This window comes from Bradyrhizobium sp. USDA 4501 (assembly GCF_054062115.1).
In genome coordinates, this window is sequence record NZ_JBSSEX010000001.1 from 6,033,376 (window position 1) to 6,049,283 (window position 15,908).

General features: G+C 61.9%; 12 protein-coding genes. 7 read left to right on the forward strand and 5 right to left on the reverse strand.

The window, feature by feature from the left end:
- Window positions 1-7: 7 nt before the first annotated feature.
- The gene (locus tag ACVWZM_RS27780) at window positions 8-1,141 is read right to left on the reverse strand and encodes a glycosyltransferase family protein (RefSeq protein ID WP_057017404.1); all 1,134 of its coding nucleotides are present in this window, start codon (window positions 1,139-1,141) and stop codon (window positions 8-10) included.
- A 594-nt stretch (window positions 1,142-1,735) separates the two neighbouring features.
- On the opposite strand from ACVWZM_RS27780, the gene wecB reads away from it, so the two are divergent.
- The 5 genes from wecB to ACVWZM_RS27805 all read left to right on the forward strand — a co-directional run bounded on the left by wecB (window position 1,736) and on the right by ACVWZM_RS27805 (window position 7,680).
- Window positions 1,736-2,953 (forward strand): non-hydrolyzing UDP-N-acetylglucosamine 2-epimerase, encoded by a 1,218-nt coding sequence (gene wecB, locus ACVWZM_RS27785; RefSeq protein ID WP_082653799.1) that lies wholly within the window; start codon window positions 1,736-1,738, stop codon window positions 2,951-2,953.
- Between the two features lie 12 nt (window positions 2,954-2,965).
- Window positions 2,966-5,173 carry a GumC family protein gene (locus ACVWZM_RS27790; protein WP_456855353.1) on the forward strand — a complete coding sequence of 736 codons (2,208 nt, stop codon included), beginning with the start codon at window positions 2,966-2,968 and terminating at the stop codon, window positions 5,171-5,173.
- A 4-nt stretch (window positions 5,174-5,177) separates the two neighbouring features.
- Complete coding sequence (locus tag ACVWZM_RS27795) at window positions 5,178-6,167, forward strand: glycosyltransferase (protein ID WP_063790092.1); 990 nt, start codon at window positions 5,178-5,180, stop codon at window positions 6,165-6,167.
- Between the two features lie 4 nt (window positions 6,168-6,171).
- On the forward strand, window positions 6,172-7,152 hold the full coding sequence (locus ACVWZM_RS27800; RefSeq protein WP_057017407.1) for a WecB/TagA/CpsF family glycosyltransferase: 981 nt from the start codon (window positions 6,172-6,174) through the stop codon (window positions 7,150-7,152).
- An 84-nt stretch (window positions 7,153-7,236) separates the two neighbouring features.
- A complete protein-coding gene (locus tag ACVWZM_RS27805) occupies window positions 7,237-7,680 on the forward strand; it encodes a hypothetical protein (protein WP_057017408.1) in 444 nt (147 codons plus the stop codon).
- Between the two features lie 230 nt (window positions 7,681-7,910).
- Here the strand turns inward: ACVWZM_RS27805 and ACVWZM_RS27810 are convergent, their stop codons facing one another.
- The gene (locus ACVWZM_RS27810) at window positions 7,911-9,476 is read right to left on the reverse strand and encodes a winged helix-turn-helix domain-containing tetratricopeptide repeat protein (protein ID WP_057017409.1); all 1,566 of its coding nucleotides are present in this window, start codon (window positions 9,474-9,476) and stop codon (window positions 7,911-7,913) included.
- Window positions 9,477-9,713: 237 nt separating this feature from the next.
- Between ACVWZM_RS27810 and ACVWZM_RS27815 the strand changes: the two genes are divergently transcribed.
- Window positions 9,714-11,306, forward strand: a complete 1,593-nt coding sequence (locus tag ACVWZM_RS27815; protein WP_057017410.1) for a gamma-glutamyltransferase family protein — start codon at window positions 9,714-9,716, stop codon at window positions 11,304-11,306.
- Window positions 11,307-11,360: 54 nt separating this feature from the next.
- Here the strand turns inward: ACVWZM_RS27815 and ACVWZM_RS27820 are convergent, their stop codons facing one another.
- The 3 genes from ACVWZM_RS27820 to ACVWZM_RS27830 all read right to left on the reverse strand — a co-directional run bounded on the left by ACVWZM_RS27820 (window position 11,361) and on the right by ACVWZM_RS27830 (window position 14,523).
- The gene (locus ACVWZM_RS27820; RefSeq protein ID WP_233475250.1) at window positions 11,361-12,137 is read right to left on the reverse strand and encodes a TetR family transcriptional regulator; all 777 of its coding nucleotides are present in this window, start codon (window positions 12,135-12,137) and stop codon (window positions 11,361-11,363) included.
- 126 nt (window positions 12,138-12,263) lie between these two features.
- Window positions 12,264-13,469, reverse strand: a complete 1,206-nt coding sequence (locus tag ACVWZM_RS27825; protein WP_456855354.1) for an amidohydrolase family protein — start codon at window positions 13,467-13,469, stop codon at window positions 12,264-12,266.
- Between the two features lie 55 nt (window positions 13,470-13,524).
- The gene (locus ACVWZM_RS27830) at window positions 13,525-14,523 is read right to left on the reverse strand and encodes a polysaccharide deacetylase family protein (RefSeq protein WP_456855355.1); all 999 of its coding nucleotides are present in this window, start codon (window positions 14,521-14,523) and stop codon (window positions 13,525-13,527) included.
- A gap of 148 nt (window positions 14,524-14,671) precedes the next feature.
- Between ACVWZM_RS27830 and ACVWZM_RS27835 the strand changes: the two genes are divergently transcribed.
- Window positions 14,672-15,880: an ABC transporter substrate-binding protein gene (locus tag ACVWZM_RS27835; RefSeq protein ID WP_371852122.1), complete on the forward strand. Its 1,209-nt coding sequence runs from the start codon at window positions 14,672-14,674 to the stop codon at window positions 15,878-15,880.
- The last annotated feature ends 28 nt before the right edge of the window (window positions 15,881-15,908 follow it).

Here is a 15,908-nt window from a genome sequence, read left to right on the forward strand (position 1 = left end):
GACGATTTCAGGCGGCCGCTGGCAGCTCAAAGGATTCGGCGATCTGGCGCAGACGGTTGGCTCGTGCGCGCATCTGATCGGTATGAGCAATACCGAGGATGTCGAATACCGTCTGTATGCGGTAGAGCCAATCGTGCCTCAGCGCGGCTTCCCGGACGTTTGCGTTCTGAACCGCTCGCAGTCGCGCCGGGTCTGCGTCCAACGCTTCGAGGATCTGGCAAATGTCGGACGAATCGAAGGGTACATGAATGACGGCGTCGGGCCAGTCGAACTGCCGTGCAAACTCTTCGGTGCGCGGCGCTTCTCCAACCATCACCGCCCCGGCTGCAGCGCCTTCATAGTAGCGAGCGGAAATCTCATCACGGCCGGCCGTGAATTCCGGGTTGTTGACGTGACTGCGATTGGCAATGAAATAGCGGCTGCGCTGCAGGATATTCGCAATCATGATGCGGTGTTCTTCCGGATTGTCGACCCGGAACGTCCTTTCTTTTCGGTTCGAACCGCTCGCCGCCACAGTGTCGTAGTAGTAGAAGAAGCGCTCTCTCTCGGCGCCGGCCAGCAACGCGGCGTGGGTCGTCGCCGAACGACGCCCGATGTTGCACACGGCGATCGATCGCTGCTGCTCGGGCCTCGGCGCGAACCGCTCCACGTCGACCGCCAGCGGCAGATAGCTGCACGGTCGACCTGCTATTCGCGCAATCTGCGGTGCGCAGTGATGCAGGCCGACGAATATATGATCAAATCCGGACAGGAGCTCGACCAGATACTCCGGGATGTCGTCTGCCCAGACTTCAGTGATGAAGCATGCGGCCTTGCGACACCGTTTGCGCCAGTCGGGAATCGCAGCGAGCGAGTGAAGTTGATACGCATTGCTGAAGATCGGGAAGAACAGTTCGTAATCACGTTGCAGCCGCAGTTGCGGCGGGGAGGGTGCCAGCACACCTGCCAGTTTGGTCGATCCTGATGCAAGGCGCGTCCACTTGTAGACCCGTCGCGAGAACTCCAGCGCAGCGCGATTTTGAACATCGAACTGATCGGCGCGCGCCATCGCCGCCAAATTGTCCTCGAACTCATAGCTGAGGCAAAATGCAACAAGATCGGAAATCCGACGCTGCGAGAGGAGTAAAACCTTGCCTTCCACGAGGCGCTGCCTCCGACCTATCAAATGCCGGAAAGTGCCGGCCGCACGACTTCCGGAATCTCTCGACCAGGAGCGAGTTGCGCGTTGATCGTCGTCACGATGCGCGCAATGGCGCCAATCAACGCTAGTCCAGATACGCTATTTAATCTTGTTTTGTACAAGTTTTCCCGAAATTGGATAATGGCGAGCCTGTGGAGTTCATTGCACGCGCATTGGCATTCCCGCCGTGCCGTTGCGAATGCAAGCACGAGGATGCATCGGCGAAGATTTGCGAACGGTACAGCGAATCCGCGTTAACCTGGAGAAGTTAAATCTGGAACTCGCTGGCAGTAGCGAAGAACGTCAGCGGACAATGAGTGAGTGCGCGTTAACCCGAAAAGGTTAAATCTGGAACCGCCTGACAACAGCCGGCTTCGATGATGCGCAACGCGCTCTGCGGCAACTCCGAGAATTAGCTATAAATTTCATTTAACATGTGCCGAGCCAACGTTGGCGATGAACGCGTCGGGAAAATCCGGTAGCGTGCCGCATCATTTCGAAACGACAAAAATATTCAACACGGCAAATCATTGAACACAGGCGGCGTCGGGGTTCATGCGTATTCTTAGCGTATTTGGTACTCGTCCAGAGGCGATCAAAATGGCACCGCTTGTGCTTGCGCTGGGCGAAGCAGAAGGAATTGATACGCGCGTCTGCGTGACGGGCCAGCATCGTCAGATGCTCGATGATGTGATGTCGGCCTTCTCGTTGAAGGCTGACTACGACCTGAACATCATGCGACCGAACCAGTCGTTGAGCGAAGTGTTCAGTGCGGTCATGACCGGAATCGATCCGATCATCGCCGACTACAATCCGGACTACGTTCTTGTACAGGGCGACACCGCAACCAGTACGGCGGCTGCACTTGCCGCGTTCTTCCGGTCGGTCAGTGTCGGGCATGTCGAAGCGGGATTGCGAACCGGCAATCTCATGAGTCCATGGCCGGAGGAGGCCAATCGGCGGGTCACTGCCGTCGTTACGACGAGGCATTATGCACCGACGTCGCGGGCGCGTTCTGCCCTGCTGAAGGAGGGGTATCCGCCAGACGCCGTCATTGTCACCGGCAATACCGTGATCGACGGACTGCTTCGTATGGCTTCAAATATCTCTCAACCGGGCGAGCTTCGTCGGTCGCTTGAAGCGAAATACTCATGGCTCGATACCTCGAAGCGGCTCATCCTCGTGACTGGACATCGGCGCGAGAGCTTTGGATCCGGGTTCCGGCAAATCTGCGAGGCATTGAAGACGATCAGTCGGCGGGACGATATTCAGATCGTCTATCCCGTCCATTTGAATCCGAACGTGCGCGGGCCGGTGTTCGACCATCTGCGCGATGCGTCGAATATCTTCCTGATCGAACCCCTTAACTATCCCGAGTTCGTCTACCTCATGACGCGTTCGTATCTCATCCTCACGGATTCCGGTGGAATTCAGGAGGAGGCGCCGGCGCTTCGGAAGCCCGTGCTTGTCATGCGAGATACCAGCGAGCGCATGGAGGCCGTTGACGCCGGCGTCGCTCGCCTGGTCACCACCGACCCGGTTCGCATTGTTGCAGGCGTCGAGCGCCTGCTCGATGTGCCAGCGGAGCACGAAGCCATGTCTCTCGGTGCCAATCCGTTCGGTGAGGGACGCGCCAGCAAACTGATCGTGCATGATCTTCTGAATGTCCGTCGGCCGAAACATCCAGCTGATGGCATAGCGAGCGTCAATCTTTTGTCGAATGCCGAGATGCATACGAAACCGCCGTCGCCGGTTCCCCAACCGGCCCACTGATCAAACGAAGCCATGGACACCAGAACCAATCAATTGGTTATTCAGGAATACGGCCAGCCGCTTGCGGAAGACTATGGTCCGCCTGCGGCGGGCCGTCCCGCTTTCGGCTTATGGGACATTGTCGACGTTCTGCGCCGCGAATGGCGGTTGCCCGTTATCGGGCTGTTGATTGGGCTGGCGGTTGCCGTGGCTTCCGTTGTGGTCATGAAGGCGCCCTACAAGAGCAGTGCACGCATCCTCATCGATCGAAGTCTCAATCGTTATCTGCAGACGAACAAGATCGTAGATCAGCCGACGATGGATGAAGTGGAGGTCGGCAGTCAGCTCTACGTACTGTCATCAGACGGGGTCCTGCTTCCGGTTATTCGCTCGCTGGGTCTGGCCAGTGATGGCGAGTTTGCCGGGCGATCTGCACTTGGCAGCGCCACAGACGGGAACTCCAGCACGGCGGAAGCCACTGCAGCCGCTGAACGAGCGGCGCTCGAATCTCTGCTGAAGCGGGTGACTGTTGCACGTGAGGATGTCGCGAACGTTATCAACGTAACGGTCGAGTCGCAGAGCGCGGAGAAGGCCGCGAAGATCGCCAACGGAATCGTGGATAGCTATCTCGCGTCCCTGCAGGACGCAAAGCTGAAATCAACGCAGAAGGTGAGTAAGTGGCTGCAGGAGCGGCTGATCGAGCTGAAGAAGCAGGTGGCCGATGCTGACAAGGCGCTGCAGGACTTCAAGACGGCTAACAATCTCAGCAGCACTGGCGCTCAGGATACCGAGCTCCTGGCAAGTCTGAATACCCAGCTGATGAATGCCAAGTTCGCGGCAGTTGAAGCAAAGGAGCGTCTCGACCGGATCAAGCGGACAGAGGCAAACGGGATTCCGTCGGCCGTGTCGACGGACGCGCTATTCAACGACAAGCGAGCGGCGGTCATCAACTTCGCACTCAACAACAGCGAACTTGCACGTCTCCGCACGCAAAAGCGCGATCTTGCGTCTCGGCTTGCGGAGATGGAAGCTCGCGTCGGTCGCAAGCACGCGGCTGTCGTCAAGCTTCGTGCGCAGCTCAACGGCGTTGACGCCGCCATTCGGTCCGACGAGGGGCGCATTACCGATTCCTACGCCAGCGAATACGAAGTCGCTAGGGCACGACAGACTGAACTCGAAGACACCGCCGCGAAGCTTTCCGCGGAAACCGGAAGCCAGCTGCGCGAACTCGAGAGCGCTGCCGAGGCGCTGCGCAATCTCTATAGCGGATTCCTGCAAAAGCATAAGGAGATCGAGGCGGCGCAGGCGGAGACGCTTCCGGCCCAAAGTGCGCAGATCATCACGAGAGCGGTTCCGCCGCTGACAAAGAGTTCCAAGAAAACCCTCGTCGTGGCGGCAGGCAGCATTGTTCTCGGTCTGTTTCTCGGCATAGGCTCTGCCTTCGGACGTGAATGGATGGCGGATGTGTTCCGTACGCCCAAGGCCGTCGAACAGGTGACCGAAATGCGGTGCATCGGACTGCCCTTCGTCTATGCTGGTCAATTACCAATCGAGGAGCATGTCCTTGCTGCCCCCTTCTCGCGCTTCGCGGAAGGTCTTCGCAATGTGAAGGCGATGCTCGACCGTTCGTCCGCCTCGACCGGGGGCAAAGTCATCGGCGTCGTGTCGGCGGTTTCGAAAGAGGGAAAGACTGTCGTTGCCGCCAATCTTGCCGCGCTCATATTGTCGTCCTCTGGATCGCGCACGCTGTTGATCGATGCCGACCTTCATCTCCGGAATCTCACGACTGCACTGTCCCCGGATGCGAAGGTCGGGCTTTTCGAAGCGCTGGAAGATCCCTCCCGTCTTGGCGAGTTTGTTTGCAAGCGACCGCATTCGGGGCTGGATGTCCTGCCGAATGCCTGCGCGCTTCGGATTCCCAACGCTGCTGAACTCCTGGGCTCGCGGGAAATGGAAAACCTGCTCGCCGTCGCACGGAAGTCCTATGACTACATTGTGGTGGAGGTGGCGCCGATCATGTCGGTCGTCGATGCAAGGCTGATCGAGCGCTTCATCGATGAGTTCGTCTTCGTTGTGGAATCCGGTCAGACCAAGCGCACGAGCGTGCTCGAAGCGTTGTCGGTAACGCAGCTCATCCGTGAGCGCGTGTCGACCATTGTGCTCAACCAGATCGATCCCGTCGAGCTTAGAACCATCGAGGCAAGAAATGGCGTCAGGTCCGAAGGATATTACCGGGAGTAGACCTGTGGACGAGCTTGACAGGCGCGCTTCAGGTGTTCCGCACAACGCCACGCCGCGCAGGTATGTGCTGATTTCGCCCTGCCGCGATGAGGGAGCCTATCTCTGCCGTACGCTGGACAGCGTGGCTGAACAGTCGGTGCCGCCTGCGCTGTGGATCGTCGTTGACGACGGATCCACCGACGAGACGCCACGGATTCTGGAAGAGTATGCGGCGCGGTTGCCTTATCTGCGCGTCGTGCGCCGCCATGACCGAGGCCATCGGCGGGTAGGGCCCGGCGTGATTGAGGCGTTTTATGATGGTCTCGATCAAGTGTCGCTCGGCGACTTCGGCTATTTGTGCAAGCTTGATATGGATCTCGACCTGCCGCCTCGCTACTTCGAGCTGCTGATGCAGCGAATGGAGGATAATCCACGTATCGGGACGACCTCAGGCAAACCCTGGTTCGTTCATCCCCAAACCGGTGATCTCGTGCCCGAGGTCTGCGGCGACGAAATGTCGGTTGGGATGACGAAATTCTATCGGGTTGAGTGCTTCGAGCAGATCGGAGGATTCGTGCGACAAGTCATGTGGGATGGCATCGATTGCCACCGCGCCAGAATGCTGGGCTGGATCGCGGAGAGCGTCGATTCAGAGCCAATCCGGTTCGTCCACCTTCGTCCGCAAGGGGCCAGCCAGAAGAGCATCTGGGCAGGCAGAATTCGTGCTGGCTTCGGTCAGTATTTCATGGGCACTTCGCCGTTTTACTATCTGGCGGTGGCGGCTTCCCGTCTTCGCGCGCACCCAATGTTCATCGGAAGCATCGCGATGCTTTGGGGTTACTTCAGCAGCTGGGCAAAGGGGTTGCCGCGCTATAATGACCCCGAGTTCAGACGTTTTCTTCGTACGTATCAGCACGCGTGCCTGAGACTGGGTAAACGAGCTGCCACGGCTCGCCTGGACGCCGAGCAAGTGGCTCGGTGGCAAGCCAGCCGGCAATCGCCGCAGGGGAGTTGAGCAGATGAAGCAACACGCGAGCCTATTGGGCGTCGAATTTGATGCGGTTACGCTCGATCAGGCGGCGCAGCGCTGTGTCGATATCTGTCTCCGCTCGAACAGTTCTCACGTCGTGATGACGATCAATGCGTCGCATCTCTGCATGATGCGGCGAGACGTGGAGTTGGCGCACGCATGTTCCGCGGCCGATATGACGGTGGCGGACGGTATGCCGGTGGTTTGGGCAATACGAGCGTCAGGTCAACACATGCCGGAACGCGTGGCCGGCATCGATCTGATGGAAGGACTTTTAAGGGGGGCCGCGTCCAACGGACTTTGTGTCTATTTTCTAGGGGCGCACCAGCAAGTCGTCGAAAAGCTCGTGCGGGTCTGCGAGGCGCGCTTTCCGCAGCTGAAGATCGCTGGTTTTCGGAACGGCTACTTCGGTCCGGACGAGCACGAAATTATCGTCGATGAGATACGAGCCAGCGGCGCCCACATTCTCTTTATCGGCTTGCCGTCCCCGTTCAAGGAGGTATGGAGTGAACGCTATCGGGATCGGCTGCAAGTTCCCGTCATTCTGGGGGTCGGCGGCAGCTTCGACGTCTTGGCCGGCTTTATCAGGCGCGCTCCTCGGCTATTCCAATCGCTCGGTCTCGAGTGGTTCTGGCGCCTGATGATGGAGCCGCGCAAGTTATGGCGGCGATATCTTTCCACCAACAGCGAGTTCATCTGGCTGGCGCTCCGCGAAGTGGTGGCGCGCAGGGCTTACGCCGTCCGTCCGGGAAGAGCGATCGCCGGATCGGCAAGCGTGGTGCGGAGAGACGACCGAAAAGTGGGTACGGAACGCAGGGTAGCTGATCGGCGAATTCTTGTCCGGCGAAGGAGCAACGTGCGGGATTCGCAGGTTCCGATACCCGATCGCCGGCGCGGCATAGAGCGACGTATCTCAGAGCGTCGGGCACGGACGGCTAATGCTCTCAAGGGTATCGAGGTGAGCGCCTGATGTATCGGCTGACCGACCAGGATCACTGATCCAAGCAGGCGGCTAAGCGATTCGCTTCATGGCGCAAGCGCGGGAAGCATCAAAGTGATTAAACCGCCAAGCAGTACCGATTCCTTCGGGTACGATAACGCAGACCAACCCATAGTCGTTAAGCTAAAGCCTGATGTGTACGTATTTGGGTATGAGTTCTGCCACGTTCTGCAAACGCTGATCAAACACGGCTGCGTGCCCGCCGAGCTCATCTATGAGGACGGAGGGGCGCTCATCCTTATTTTTGATCCCAATGAGAAGAAAGCGGAACTATGGTCAGGATGGTGGAGGTGCGACAAACCCGACATTTACTCCATCATTGAACCAGAGCATCGCGGGCTCGTGAATCAAATATTCGAAACCTCAGACGCCTTCATGGAGTTTTCCAATGCTCGATCTCCTCAGATTGAGCTGATCCCAGGCCAGATCCAAAAGATTCAAAGATCGGGGGCTGCGGTTTTCCGCGGAGACGCTCCCCTTCGTCCTCGACCTCTATGAAGAGCTGCTTCCGCACAGCGCGCATTGGAGGCGTTTTTCTGAGTGTTGGGAATGGCGGCAGCGCTCCCCCGCTACCACGGGCTATGAATCTCGCCACGCCAAGCGTCGATCCTCCACCATTGCACAATCCAGACAGCAGCGGCGGCTCAGAAGTTTGAGGTTGAAGCAAGCCGAGGCGGAGCACCGCTGTCGGTCAATTTCGAACAGCCTGTTGTGACCCTCGCTACGGCTCAGCCGGATAAGCCGGCTTTGCGCAAGCCGTCGAGGAAGTGCTCGCGTTCGGCAGAAATTCTGTACCTTTCGGCCCGTGCTCGAACGAGATCGAGGGTGTTCGCTGGCGGCGTTGCGCCGTTCGCGCTCATTTCTCGACAACGTTCCGTGACGAACGCTTCGGCTTCGGATCGCGCTTCGCTGTGCCGACCCATCTGCGCATAACAGGCGGCAAGCAGACTGTGCGACCAGCGGTCGGGGGATCGCGCCTCCATCAGCGTCTTGACTGCTTCATCGTACTGGCGCCCCGAATAGAGGGCGAGCGCGTGGTACCAGTGGTACAGATTGGGCGGGAAGGGATTCAGTCGTTTGGCCGCACCGATCCATGTGAGGGCCTCTCGCCACCGTCCCCAGTAGACCAGAATGTTCGCGAAAACGGCGGCGACGTCGGCGTCGTTTGGATTGAGCGCGAGAGCCCGGCTGAAATGGATTTCGGCCTTGGCGTCCTCGCGACGCAGGAACAGCAATTGCGCGAAGACGCCATGGGCCCAGGCGTCGCCGCCGTCGATGTCGAGCGCGGTCTCGATCTCGCTCAGCGCGTCGTCGAGCTTCGCCATGCCGGGCGATTCGAGAAACACGTCGCAGACGATAGTCCAGGCAATGTTGATGTGAGCGCGGGCATATTGCGGATCGAGCGCGACGGCGTCCCGGAAAAACTGCCTGGCTTCCGCCATGCCCTTCACCGTCAATTGACGCCACCGCTCGTTGCCCAGCAGAACCAGGTCATAGGCGGTGATGCTCGGGGTCGGCTTGCGTCTGGCGATCTCGCGGCCGGCGTCCTCGAGCCGGCCCGGAAGGGCTGCGACGATTGCGCGGACGATCTCGTCCTGCAGGGCGAAGATGTCCTCGAGTTCGCGGTCGTAGCGCTCGGTCCAGAGATTGTAACCGCTGGCGCCATCGAGAAGCTGGACGGTCACCCGCATCCGGCTGCCGATCTTGCGCACGCTTCCTTCGGCCACGTACCTGACGCCGAGTTCGCGGCCGACCTGCTTGATCTCGGGCGTCTTGCCCTTGTAGGCGAAGCTGGAGTGGCGGGCGACAACGAACAGCGAGCGGAAGCGCGACAGTTCGGCGATGATGTCTGCCGTGATTCCGTCGGAAAAATATTCCTGCGCGGCATCGCCGCTGAGATTCGAGAACGGTAGCACCGCAAGCGACGGCCCATCCGGCACCGTCGGTGCCGGCGAGGTGGGCAGGCCGGCGCCGGATTCGGCAGCGACCAGTGGCCCGACGTAACGGTAGCCGCGGCGCGGCAGGGTCTCGATCCAGGTCGCGCCGCCCTCTACGTCGGCAAATACCCGCCGCAGAGCGGCGATCTGCACAGTCAGGTTGCTCTCCTCGATCGCAAGCCCCGGCCACGCCGCCTGCATCAATGCGTCCTTGGAAACCGGCGTTCCGGCCTGCTCGACAAGCAGGCGCAGCAGCGTCACCGCGCGCCGCCCGAGCGCGACCGGTTCGGACTCTCGAAACAGCATCACGGCTTCCGCGTCGAGGCGGTAGGGGCCGAATTCGTGGATCGTCGCCATGGTTCGGGAGACTACATTTTTTGCATCTTTTTCGGAACAGATTCAGGGCCTCCGGGAATTCGGCGACCCGCCCCGCTGCCGCTGACGCGCAGCTTTGCGCGGCCGATTTCCGCTTCGCCTTGATCCACCTCGCGCGGCACCTCCGCCAGCCGTTCGCGCAGCCGCGGCGAGGCGACGGCTGCTTGACAATGTAAGTAAGAATATTATTACAAGCTGCTGCTTTCGGAGAACGCGTTGATGCTGCAGACCAAGCGAAGCTATAGCGGAATGGTGACCGCGCCGCATCACCTTGCGGCGCAGGCCGGGCTCGCCGTCCTCTCCGAAGGCGGCAATGCGGTCGAGGCGATGATTGCGTCCGCCGCCACGATCGCGGTGGTCTATCCCCATATGAACGGCCTCGGCGGCGACAGCTTCTGGCTGGTCGGCCGGGCGGGCTCCGCACCGGTCGGAATCCAGGCGTGCGGACGGTCGGCGAAGGCCGCCAGCCGCGCCTGGTATCGCGAGCATGGCTGCAGCACCATCCCAAGCCGCGGACCGCTCGCGGCACTCACCGCCGCCGGGACCGTCGATGGCTGGCAGAAGGCCTATGAGCTCAGCCGCGATCGCCATGGGGGGCGCATGCCGCTGTCGCGGCTGCTCGAACCTGCGATCGGCTACGCCGCCGATGGCGTCGCCGTGACCCAGACCCTGCACGACAACACCTCGAAGAAGCGCGCTGAGCTGCAGGATGTGCCGGGCTTTGCCGATGTCTATCTGCCGCAGGGCGTTCCGCTTGCAGTCGGCGCGCGGTTGCGGCAGCCGCGCGTGGCAGACACGTTGCGGCAGCTGGCGCAAGCCGGCCTTTCCGATTTCTATCGCGGCGACCTGGCGCGTTCGATGGCCGCTGATCTCGAACGGCTCGGCAGCCCGCTCCGCCTATTCGATCTGGAGCAGCATCAAGCCACGCTGGTGACACCGCTGTCGGTCGATGTGGCCGGGCACAAGGTGTTCAACATGCCGCCGCCGACGCAGGGCCTGGCCTCGCTGTTGATTCTTGCGCTCTATGCCCGGCGCATGGCGAAGGAGGCGGACGGGGTCGATCATCTGCACCGGCTGGTCGAGAGCACGAAGGCGTCGTTCCGCATCCGCAATCGCTACGTGACCGATCCCGACTACATGGCGCGGTCGGCGGCCGAGTTTCTCACCGACGAGTCCATTGCGACGCTCGAAAAGACGGTCGCCGTCGATCATGCAGCGCGCTGGCCTGACCCGCCGGCCCAGGGCGATACGGTCTGGCTCGCTGCGACCGACCGGAACGGCCTTAGCGTCAGCTTCATTCAGAGCATCTATTGGGAGTTCGGCTCGGGCGTCATCCTGCCCCAAAGCGGGGTCACCTGGCAGAACCGTGGGACGAGCTTCGGTCTCGCCGAGACCGATATCAACCGCCTGGAACCTGGGCGGCTGCCGTTCCACACCATTCAGCCCGCAATGGCTGAACTCAGCGACGGCCGGCTGTTGTCCTACGGCACGATGGGCGGCGAAGGGCAGCCGCAAACCCAGGCGGCGATCTTCACCCGCTACGCGTTGCACGGTCAGGACCTTCAGTCGACAGTGACCGCGCCGCGCTGGCTGCTCGGTCGCACATGGGGCGAGGAGAACAACAATCTCAAGATCGAATCGCGTTTCGATCCTGCCGTCGTCGACGCGCTGCGGGCGCTCGGCCACGACATCCAGGTGGTCGGTGCGTTCGAGGAATTCATGGGCCACGCCGGCGCAATCGTCTGGCACCCGGATGGACTGCTCGAGGGCGCCAGCGATCCCCGCAGCGACGGCGTCGTCGCTGCCCGGTGAAGCGAGCACCCTTAGCGCTCACCCGCAGACTGTTCGGAATTTGCCGCGCGCGAGCTAGCGTGCGGCGCCGGCCGGTGTTCTGGCTGCGGACGGTTTCCGTTTTCCCTCGCTTGCGGCCGCCGTCGCCGTCAACCAGGTCATGATCACGTCCAGCGCGTGGTGGCGACGTTTCTCCAGCCAGTCCGGCTCTCCCAGATCCTTGTCGAACATCGCCGACAGCGTGTAGCGGTTGGAGACATGAAAATAGCTCATGGCCGTGATCGTGACGTAGAGCTGAACCGGATCGACGTCGCTGCGGAACGGCCCGACCGCAAGGCCCCGGCGAAGGATATTTTCGATGCTCGCGACCAAGGGTAGCGTGAGGTCGGCGATCTTGCGCGATTTGCGCAGGTTACGCCCACGCTGCAGGTTCTCATTGTTGATCAGGGCGATATAGTTCTGGTGCGCTCCGAAAAAGGTGAACGTGAAGTTGATCAGCTCGCGCATGGCCGCGACCGGATCGAGGTCGTCGAGCTTGAGTTGCTGTTCGGCCGCGCGGATCTCGGTGTAGACGTGCTCGAGCACGGCGAGATAAAGGCCGTTCTTGTCGCCGAAATAGGCGTACAGCAACCGCATGTTGGCTTTGGCGCGTTTCGCGATGGCTTCAACCCGAGCTCCGCCAATGCCGTTGCGGCAGAATTCGAACGTCGCCGCGTGCAGGATCGCTTCCTTGGTCAACGCGGAATCGCGTGCCCGTCTGCCGCGTGTGGCGCTGCGGGCCGGGCTGGTCGATGCTGTCGTTTCAGTCACGGGACAAGCTTTTCTCAGGTTGTACGAGCCCAGCGCGGACAATATGCCCCCGCCCATCATGTTCAACGGGATGCGGGGCCCTGCCGTGCAGGCTCGCGGGATTGAGATCGCTATTGCGGTGGCTCGTCAAGGGGTAACCTTCCCGATGTTCCGGTCTCCACATCCACATCAACGCGCCAACGTCACGACCGTGCCGCCATGCGCGACGAGGCGCCCATTCTTGTAGACGTCGCGCGGCCTGGGCCGGGCCACCACGGCCTCTTGCACGTGCTGCGCGTCGATCACGACGAAGTCCGCCGCCGCGCCCTCGGCCACCCCATAGTCCGGGAGGCCGAGTGCCTGCGCGGCGTTGGTGGTCACCATGTCGAAGGCCGCCGCCAGGTCGGCATCGGTGCTGAAGCCGGAGCGGTAGCCGACGATCATGGCGCGCTCCAGGAGGTCGCCGTCGCCGTAGGGCCACCAGGAATCGCGGATGTTGTCATTGCCGGCGAATATATTGACGCCGGCATCGCGCAGCAGCAACACCGGCGGAAACGCATGCGCTCCGGGCGCGTTGGTCAAAATCGCGACCCCGGCCTCGGCGAGCAGCTGCGCGGTGCGCTGAACCACGTCTCGCGGCACCTCGCCGAGAGCATAGGCATGGCTGATCGTGACCTTGCCGCCGAGCCCGAGGGCCTTGGTCCGACGTGCAATGTTCTCGATCTCGAAAATACCGAGCAAGCCGCCGTCATGCAGGTGAATGTCGATGCCGACCCCGCGCCGATCGGCAATGCCGAAGATGACGTCGAGATGCCCGTCGATGTCGGCATCGTAACCCGCCGGATCGAGGCCGCCGACCAGGTCCGCGCCGGCGCGAACCGCCTCGTCGAGCAATCCGGCCACGCCCGGCGACGTCACGATGCCGCTTTGCGGAAAGGCGACGATCTGGACCGACACCTTGTCGCGGTGCGCGTCACGCGCCGCCATGACCTGCTCGAGATTGCGCAACCCGACCTGAAGGTCGATATCGACGTGGCTGCGCATCCAGGTCGTGCCCTGCGCGACGGAGAGGTCGATCAGCGCGGCCGCCCGCACCGCAATCGGCCTCGCGCCGGCAAGCGCCTCCTTCTCGAACTTGACGCGCTCGCGCACGCTGAAACCGGCGGTGCAGGGGCGGTGGGACTTCCAATCGTCGCCGACGAAGCCCTTGTCGAGGTGGATATGACCATCGACCAGCCCCGGCAACACCAGGCGTCCGGCCAGATCAAGGGTTTCGCCGGCCGCGACCGGCGATTGCGACGCGATCGAGGTGATGCGGCCATCGCGCACGGCGATATCGACGGTGCGCCCATCGACCAATCGGGCGTTTCGAAACAGCGTGTCGGCAGTGCTCACTGGTCGTCTCCGGTTCGTCGCAATGGCGAGGCGATCGGGGCCCGATTCGTTTTCATCATGTTGGGACGATGCCATCGGGCAGCGCGCGCGAGAATGCGGCTATACCTCCGGCGGTGGTGATCCAGATCTCGTCACGCCGCGCCAGGATTGTCTGCAGGGCGCGCCGCAGCGGACGCAGGCGGTGCGGCTGGCCGACCAGATAGGGGTGCAACGCAATTCCCATGACGAGCGATTGCCTTTTCGACTGTGCCAGCATCTCCTCGAACGCCTCGGTGATCATGGCGGCGAACTGCTCGCCGGAGTCCTTGCGACCGACGATCGAAGGGATATCGTTCAACTCCTGCGGATAAGGCACTGAAAGGATGCGGCCGCCGTTCCGCGTCGAGAACCACACCGGCTGATCGTCCATGCACCAGTCGAGCAGGTACTCGTAGCCTGCTTCGGCCAGCAGATCGGGCGTGACCTGTGATTGCGAAATCCAGGGCCCCAGCCAGCCGCGCGGCGGCCGCCCTTCGGCTCGCGCGATGACATCGGTCGCTTCCGCGATCAATTGCCGCTCCTCGTCGGGCGCAAGCACACCCTGGCGCTCGGAATTGGTGCGGCCGTGACCGACAATTTCGTCGCCGCGGGCGCGAAATGCCTCCATGACTTCAGGGCAGTAGTGATAGATGCTGCTGTTTGCGAGCACCGACAGCGGCAGCTTCAGCTCGTCGAACAGCTCGATCAGGCGCCACACGCCGACACGGTTGCCATAGTCGCGCCAGGCATAGTTGAGGACGTCCGGATGCGGACCGCCGGGGCAGAGCTCGGCACCGAGCCCGTCGCCGAATGCGAAATGCTCGAGGTTGAGACCGACGTAGACGGCAAGCCGCCGCCCTTGCGGCCAATTGAAATCCGGGCGTTGCCCGATCGCGCTGTAGCGATAGCGTCCGTGAGTGGCGAGGACCGGTCCGACAGAATCCGAGCGCAGCACGGCTTCCCTGCGCGACAGGCGGTCGCCATCTTCCGCGATCGAGATCAACACGTCGCCGGCCTCGACATTCCTTGGGTCCATCGGAATTTTCCCCGCGCGGTTGATCGCTCGCTTGACATCGGAATATTTTTGAAGAAAGTTTTTACTTCCGTCAAGTCCGCGCATAAGCGGCAGCGGAGGAACTGGCGGCTTCGATGCCGAGGCCGCCATCAGCGGAGGAACACCGAACATGAACTTCAGGAGCATAGTTTCGTCCGGACCTGCGCGTCGTTGGCCGGCTTGGCACGCCGCTGCGACGATCCTGCTGGCCGCGTTGCCGTTCGCGTTCGGCGCGCGCGCGGCCGAACCGATCAAGATCGGCCTGGTGACCGCCCTGTCGGGACAGTCGGCGCGCGCCGGCGAGGCGCTCACCCGCGGAGCGACGATCGCCATCGAGGAAATCAATGCGAAGGGCGGCGTGCTCGGACGTCCGCTCGAGCTCGTCCGCCGCGACGACGAGAGCAATCCGGCCAAAGGACTGATCGCGGCGCGCGAGTTGATTCAGCGCGAGAAGGTCGCGGTCCTGGTCGGCGGCCTCGACACGCCGGTCGAGCTCGCCATCGTGCCGTTCGTCAACAACGTCAAGGTGCCGTTCGTGGTGCCATGGGCCGCCGGGACCAACATCACGCGGAACGGCGCCCCGTCCAACTACGTGTTCCGCGTCTCGGCCATGGACGATGAGGTCGATAAGGCGATCGTCCAGTTCTCGCGCAAGACGTACAATGCGAAGAAGCCCGGGCTCATCCTGGTCAACAATCCCTGGGGCGAGTCGAACGAGCATGGCCTGAAGGCGGCATTGAAGGCCGCAGGAATCGAGCCTGCCGGCGTCGAGAAGTTTGAAGGCAACGACGTCGATGTCGTTTCCCAGCTGTCGCGGCTGAAGCAGGCGGGCGCCGATACGCTCTACCTGGTCGGCAACGTCGGACCGTCCTCCCAGGTGGTGAAATCGCTCGACCGTATGGGCTGGGCGCCGCCGATCGTCTCGCATTGGGGGCCGGCCGGCGGCCGCTTCACCGAGCTCGCCGGGCCGAGCGCGGAGAACGTGATCTTCGTCCAGACCTACAGCTTCTTCGGGAACTTGTCGCCCGTCGGCAAGCGGGTGATGTCGGCCCTTCAGGCGAAGTATTCGGACATCAAGGGGCCTGCGGACGTGACGCCGGCGGTTGGCGTGGCCAACGCCTACGACTCCATCCTGGTCATTGCGCGAGCGATCGAAAAGGCCGGTGGCACCGAACCGACCGCCGTCCGTGACGGCTTCTACGCCATCGATCGCGTGGATGGCTTGATCAAGACCTACGAGAAGCCGTTCGCGCAGGACAAGCACGATGCGCTGACGGCGGGCGACTACATCTGGGCGCGGTTCGAGGACAACCACATCATGCCGTTCGCACGGAACTGACCGCGCGAGATCGTCCGACAAACGAGCA